The organism is Microbispora sp. NPDC049125 (assembly GCF_040802045.1).
Classification (GTDB): Bacteria; Actinomycetota; Actinomycetes; order Streptosporangiales; family Streptosporangiaceae; genus Microbispora.
The window spans coordinates 126,607-132,274 of the sequence record NZ_JBEZDW010000024.1 but is presented as its reverse complement, the minus strand read 5'-3'; the positions used below and the strand labels follow the sequence as shown (position 1 = coordinate 132,274).

9 protein-coding genes are annotated in these 5,668 nt (G+C 67.8%); 8 read left to right on the top strand and 1 reads right to left on the bottom strand.

From position 1 onward, the window contains the following. Positions 1-64: 64 nt before the first annotated feature. The 8 genes from AB0B72_RS25930 to AB0B72_RS25895 all read left to right on the top strand — a co-directional run bounded on the left by AB0B72_RS25930 (position 65) and on the right by AB0B72_RS25895 (position 5,167). Entirely contained in the window at positions 65-805 is a 741-nt protein-coding gene (locus tag AB0B72_RS25930; protein ID WP_367741541.1) for an FtsK/SpoIIIE domain-containing protein, read from the top strand. Between the two features lie 32 nt (positions 806-837). Further along, complete coding sequence (locus AB0B72_RS25925; protein WP_367741540.1) at positions 838-1,530, top strand: DUF2637 domain-containing protein; 693 nt, start codon at positions 838-840, stop codon at positions 1,528-1,530. Between the two features lie 11 nt (positions 1,531-1,541). Beyond that, on the top strand, positions 1,542-1,901 hold the full coding sequence (locus tag AB0B72_RS25920) for a hypothetical protein (protein ID WP_367741539.1): 360 nt from the start codon (positions 1,542-1,544) through the stop codon (positions 1,899-1,901). Between the two features lie 17 nt (positions 1,902-1,918). After that, positions 1,919-2,095: a hypothetical protein gene (locus AB0B72_RS25915; protein ID WP_367741538.1), complete on the top strand. Its 177-nt coding sequence runs from the start codon at positions 1,919-1,921 to the stop codon at positions 2,093-2,095. After that, positions 2,092-2,223, top strand: a complete 132-nt coding sequence (locus AB0B72_RS25910; protein ID WP_367741537.1) for a hypothetical protein — start codon at positions 2,092-2,094, stop codon at positions 2,221-2,223. Before AB0B72_RS25915 ends, AB0B72_RS25910 begins: the two co-directional genes overlap by 4 nt. Positions 2,224-2,343: 120 nt before the next feature. Further along, complete coding sequence (locus AB0B72_RS25905) at positions 2,344-3,723, top strand: replication initiator (RefSeq protein ID WP_367741536.1); 1,380 nt, start codon at positions 2,344-2,346, stop codon at positions 3,721-3,723. Further along, positions 3,720-3,905 carry a helix-turn-helix domain-containing protein gene (locus AB0B72_RS25900; RefSeq protein ID WP_367741535.1) on the top strand — a complete coding sequence of 62 codons (186 nt, stop codon included), beginning with the start codon at positions 3,720-3,722 and terminating at the stop codon, positions 3,903-3,905. Before AB0B72_RS25905 ends, AB0B72_RS25900 begins: the two co-directional genes overlap by 4 nt. Beyond that, positions 3,902-5,167 carry a tyrosine-type recombinase/integrase gene (locus AB0B72_RS25895; protein WP_367741533.1) on the top strand — a complete coding sequence of 422 codons (1,266 nt, stop codon included), beginning with the start codon at positions 3,902-3,904 and terminating at the stop codon, positions 5,165-5,167. Before AB0B72_RS25900 ends, AB0B72_RS25895 begins: the two co-directional genes overlap by 4 nt. 78 nt (positions 5,168-5,245) lie before the next feature. Here the strand turns inward: AB0B72_RS25895 and AB0B72_RS25890 are convergent. Next, a partial coding sequence (locus AB0B72_RS25890; RefSeq protein ID WP_367741532.1) for a tetratricopeptide repeat protein occupies positions 5,246-5,668 on the bottom strand: 423 nt, incomplete at its 5' end.

The following is a 5,668-nucleotide window of genomic DNA, read 5'->3' as shown; positions in this document are numbered from 1 at the left end:
ACAACCCTCGGCCGTTCGTATGGAAGAAGACCGCAGAGGAGATCCTCGAATCCCTCGCACGATATTGCCGACGAATTTCAGGCGCAGGACACTAGCGCCGCAGCCGGTCGCCCTGGTCGGCTTCGACCTCAAAGGCGGCGTGGAGCTGTCGGCCTACGCCTCCCGGCTCACCTCGCTCGCCACTTCACGAGATGAATGCCTGGACCTGCTGGCAGACCTGATCACGGTCATGGGCGCCCGGATGCTCACCTGCCGCCGGATGGGTGTACGTGACATCTGGCAACTCCCCGACGCCTCCCGGCCCATCCCCGTCGTGGTCCTGGTCGACGAGATCGCCGAACTATTCCTCACCGCCGACAAAGCCGAAAAGGACCAAGTCACCCGTACGGCTACCGCCCTGCTCCGCATCGCCCAGCTCGGCCGCGCCTTCGGCATCCACCTCGTCCTATCCGGTCAGCGGATCGGCTCCGACCTCGGACCCGGCGTGACCGCGCTGCGCGCCCAGATCGGCGGGCGCGTCTGTCACCGGGTCAACGATCCCGAAACCGCCGTGATGACCCTGGGAGACCTCGACCCTGACGCCCTGGTCGCCGCCCGGTCCATCCCGCCGGAACTGCCCGGGGTCGCCGTCATCACCGGCAACGACGGCCGGTGGTACCGCGCCCGCTCCGGCTACGTCTCCACCACTGCGGCCGAACAGGCGGCCGACGCCTTCGCCCACATGGCGCCCTCGTGGGGACAGGTCGCCGCCTCCGGCCTCGCCCACGAACTGTCCGGCGGCGGTAGCCCGCAGCTCGCCGCCTGACCACCCACCCACATACCGGAAGGAGGAACCCCATGCGCACGATCGCCTCCCGGCTCGCCGCGCGGCTGGCCGACTCCGGGCCGGTCCTCGTCCTGGCCGCCATCGCCGGGGCCGGCAGCTTCACCCACATCCGCGACACCGCCGCCGCCAGCGGCCAAGACGGGTGGATGGCCTGGGCCGTGGCCGTCTGCGTCGACCTCACCTGTGTCATGGCCGCCCGGGAACGCCAGCGGGACAAGAAGACCGGACGGTCCCGCACCGGCTGGATCTCCTGGCCGACCCTCGTCCTCGTCGCCGGGATCGCCCTGTCCCTGGCCGCCAACCTCCACCAAGCCTCCCCGACCTTCTGGGGCTGGCTGACCGCCGGCACTCCCGCCGGGGCGTTCCTCGTGGCCGTCTCCATGCTGGAACGGCGCGCCTCCGGCCCCCGGACCGACCCGTCCCCAATCCCGTCCGCGCCCCTCTCTGCTCCGTCCTCGACGGCCGGCGTCCCGTCCTCCGTCCCCGCGCTCGTCCCGGCGATCCAGGACGGCAAGGACGGCGGGGACGACGCCCCGGGACCATCCCCCGCACTCGTCGACTACGCCCGCCGTGTCGCCGACGAACACCACACCCGACACGGCAGACCGATCACCCGCGACCTGCTGCGCGCCCGCCTCGGCGTGTCCAACCAACTCGCCTCCGACCTGCTCCGCACCCTGCGGACCACATCCGACGCCCTGTGAACGGAGAACCCATGTCCATCACCGACCACCGCACGGCCATCATCACCGGCCTTCGCGCCCTGGCTACCTACCTGGAGACCCACCCCGCCGTCCCCGTCCCCCGCAACTCGGTCTACGTCATGTACTTCCCCAAGCGCGGGAGCGACGCCGAGATCTGCGCCGAGATCGACCGCATCGCCACCCTCCTCGCAACACCGGTCGAGCGGACGCCGTCCGGCCACTACACGACCGTCCTGGAGTTCGGCCCCGTCCGCTACGAAGCGACGGCCGTACCCGCCGACGCCCGCGCCCGGCACGAGGCGCTCATCTCCTACACCGACTGCATCACCCCCGACACCCCCCACGCCACCAACCCGGCTCACGCCGCCTGAACGAAAGGAAACTCCCCATGCACATCCGCATCGAAGGCACCCACGCCGAACTCGCCTACGCCCTCCGCACCATCCGCGCCGTCCTACCGGTCGGCTCGATCTCACCCGTCCTGCCGCTGCACAGCCGGCCCTACACCTGGCGCGTGTTCGTCAACACCGCGCCCAAGCGCAGCGGAAGGAGGTGGACCGCATGAACAACGGTGACGACGCCCCGCCCGTCGAGATCGAACCGAAGGGCTACCAGTGTTGCCACTGCGGCGGGGGCGGGCTCGACAGCTACGGCGACACCTGCCGCCACTGCAACGGTCTCGGCTTCTGCTGACCGCCCTTGCTACCTGCTGAACCGCGGTGCCCCCGGCGTGACCACACATCCGCCAAGACGTCCGCCACGTCGGGGGCCATCCCACACCGAACCTCACAGCCCAGAAGGGACCCACCCATCATGCCAACCACCCACGCCATCGCCGGACTCATCACCCGGCTCCACGACCCCCACTACGCCCGCTGGGCCGCCCAGATCCGCCGGACCGGCGGCTGCCGACAGCCGATCCACCTGCGCGGCAAGGTCGAGCACTACGATCGCGCCACCGGCCACCTGCTCCACCGCTACAGCACCCACCTCGAACCGGACGGCATGCTGCGCGTGCCCTGCAAGACCCGCCGGGCCTCCCGCTGCCCGTCCTGCGCCGAGACCTACCGGGCCGACACCTACCACCTCGTCCGCGCTGGCCTCATCGGCGGCAAAGGCGTCCCGAACACGGTGGCCGCCCACCCGTGCCTGTTCGTCACCCTGACCGCGCCGTCGTTCGGGACCGTGCACTCCCGGCGGGAGAAGGACGGCAAGGTCCTGCCCTGCCACCCACGCCGCGACGCTCCGAGGTGTCCGCACGGGCAAGTGATGTCCTGCACCGCTCGGCACGGGGCCGACGAGGCGTGCCTGGGTGAGCCGCTGTGCCCCGACTGCTACGACTACACCAGCTCGGTCCTGTTCAACGCGATGGCGCCGGAACTGTGGCGCCGCTTCACCATGGCGCTTCGCCGGCACCTGGCCAAGCTCACCGGCCTGACCCTCAAGGGCCTCGCCGGGCAACTCGTCGTCTCCTTCGCCAAAGTCGCCGAATACCAAAAGCGCGGCGTCGTCCATCTCCACGCCGTCATCCGCCTCGACGGCCCGGACGGTCCCACCTCCCCGCCCCCGGCCTGGGCAAGCGCCGACATGCTCACGCAAGCCATACAACACGCCGCCTCCGCCGTCACCGTCACGCCCCCCACAGCGGCCGGCGAACTCTCCCGCGTCCTGCGCTGGGGCGCGCAACTCGACGTCCGACCGATCACCATGAGCGGCGACCTCACCGAACAGGCCGTCGCCGCCTACATCGCCAAGTACGCCACCAAAGCAGCCGAATGCGTCGGCACCCTGGACCGGCGCGTCCAGCTCCTCGACAACCTGGCCGCCCTGCCCATCCGCGACCACGCCCGACGCCTTATCGCCGAATGCCTCCGCCTGGGCTCCCTCGACGAACTGGCCGACCTCCGGCTGATCCAGTGGGCACACATGCTCGGCTTCCGCGGCCACTTCTCCACCAAGTCCCGCCGCTACTCCACCACTCTCGGTGCCCTCCGCGCCGCACGCGCCGAACACAAGCGTGACGAGCAGATCACCAACGGCCGCCTCCCCCTCGTCGACGAGGACACCGTCCTTGTGATCGCGACCTGGCAGTACGCCGGACAGGGCCTCTCTGCCGGAGACGCGCTCCTCGCCGCCGCTATCACCGGAACTCCAATGACCGCTTCCATGCAGCCTTACGGAGGTGAATCATGACTCGGCTTCTGCTCACCGTCCCGGAGGCCGCCGAAGCTCTGGCAATCTCGCGCGCCAAGCTCTACCAGCTCATAGCCTCCGGCACTGTCGGCTCGGTCCGCATCGACGGCTCCCGGCGTGTCCCCATAGCCGCTCTCACTGATTACATCTCCCGCCTGGCCTCACAGGAGCGTGCCGCATGACCAGGCCCCTTGTCAGCGCCCCGGAGCCTCGGAAGAAGCCGAGCCAGAAGATCGCGCCCAAGCTCCGTGACGGGGTCATGAAGCGCGGCAACACGTGGTCCTACGTGATCCGGGTCAAAGACCCGGAGACCGGGGAGAGCAAACCCAAGTGGGTCGGCGGCTTCGCCACAGAGGATGAGGCCAAGGCGGCTCGTGACGAAGCGCGCGTCAGCGCGCGCCGCGGTGAGTACGTCGACCGGAATGCGATCAGCGTGGGGGAGTACCTCGATGAGTGGATCGAGGCCCATGCCGTCGAGATCAAGCCGAAGACGCTCAAGGACTACCGAGACATCATCAACCGCTACGTCAAGCCGCATATCGGCGGCCAGAAGCTCCAGGCGGTACGCCCGGCCACGATCACGAAGCTCTACCGGGATCTCATGGCCGGCGGTGGGAAGAACGGCCGGAAACTCTCGGCGCGCACGATCGACTATGTGCACGCAGTGCTTCGTAAGGCGTTCCGGGACGCGGTCGAAGTAGACCAGGTGCTTGCGTCAAACCCCGTCGAGCGCGCCAAGCGTCCTCGTCGCACTCCGGCCGAACCTGGGAGCGTGTGGACTCCCGAGCAGTTACGCGCCTTCCTCGCCGTGGCGCGTCGGCATCGCCTGTTCGCCTTCTTCCACCTGGCGGCCTACACGGGCGCTCGTCGCGGCGAACTGCTCAACCTTCGTTGGTCCTCAGTCAACCTCGACGCCTGCGATATCACCATCACCGGCTCCGCAGCCTTCATCGACGGGGAGCGCATCGAGGGGACCACCAAAACCGGGCGAACCCGGGTGATCTCGATCGATCAGAGCACCGTCCAGGCCCTCAAGGCACACCGGAAGCAGCAGGCGGCCGACAAGCTGCTTGCGGGCGAGGAATGGCGCGGCGCTGGTGACCACGTGTTTACAACAGGGTGGGGCGAGCCGATCCACCCGGACACCGTGTCCTCCCTGATGCCCATACTGATCAAGCGGTACAACGCTCCAAAGAACGCCCCGAAGCCTGCTGAGCCGCTGCCACACGCGCGGCTCCACGACCTCCGCCACATTCACGCGACCACGCTTCTCCTGGCCGGCGTTCCCGTCCACGTGGTCGCGGCGCGCCTCGGCCACGTCGACCCGTCAATCACGCTCCGCGTCTACGCCCACGTCATTCGAGCAGCAGAAGCCTCAGCTGCCGAGATCTTCTCCAACGCAATTGAGGCGGGCGAAGGCAGAAATCCGCCCATTGGCAAGTAATGGAAAGCGCCGCCGATGTTTGATAACCACTGAGTCAACCAAATATTACACAACTGTGTAACTGCCGCTTCTCGTCAGTCAGGCGTCGGATGAGGTCCTCTGCCGCCAGTAAGAAAGGTCTTTGCGAGCACGCACTGTATCAGGGTGACCAGCTCCCAATATCCGCTCATAGTCAATCAAAAGTTGTCTGAACGCTTTCACTGCTGCCGCGGCATCTCCCGCTCGACCAGACAACAGAGCATAGCTATGACGGGCACTAAGAGTGTCAGGGTGAGAGGCACCCAATACCCGCTCTTGTATCGGAAGAATTTCTGCGAGGGCAGCCCTAGCACCGGCCACGTCTCCTGCCGCAGCTCGACAATAGGCGAGGCCGACCTTAACAGCGACGGTTTCGGGATGATCTGAACCCAACACCCGCTCACTGTCAGCCAATACACGCTCGTACAACGTGACGGCCCGCCCCACGTCACCCAATGACATGTAGGCGCCAGCAAGATTGGC

Excerpts from the sequence above, each read along its gene's own strand:
- AB0B72_RS25925 (WP_367741540.1), top strand. The coding sequence starts at position 838 with ATGCGCACGATCGCCTCCCGGCTCGCCGCGCGGCTGGCCGACTCCGGG.
- AB0B72_RS25920 (WP_367741539.1), top strand. The coding sequence starts at position 1,542 with ATGTCCATCACCGACCACCGCACGGCCATCATCACCGGCCTTCGCGCC.
- AB0B72_RS25915 (WP_367741538.1), top strand. The coding sequence starts at position 1,919 with ATGCACATCCGCATCGAAGGCACCCACGCCGAACTCGCCTACGCCCTC.
- AB0B72_RS25910 (WP_367741537.1), top strand. The coding sequence starts at position 2,092 with ATGAACAACGGTGACGACGCCCCGCCCGTCGAGATCGAACCGAAGGGC.
- AB0B72_RS25905 (WP_367741536.1), top strand. The coding sequence starts at position 2,344 with ATGCCAACCACCCACGCCATCGCCGGACTCATCACCCGGCTCCACGAC.
- AB0B72_RS25900 (WP_367741535.1), top strand. The coding sequence starts at position 3,720 with ATGACTCGGCTTCTGCTCACCGTCCCGGAGGCCGCCGAAGCTCTGGCA.
- AB0B72_RS25895 (WP_367741533.1), top strand. The coding sequence starts at position 3,902 with ATGACCAGGCCCCTTGTCAGCGCCCCGGAGCCTCGGAAGAAGCCGAGC.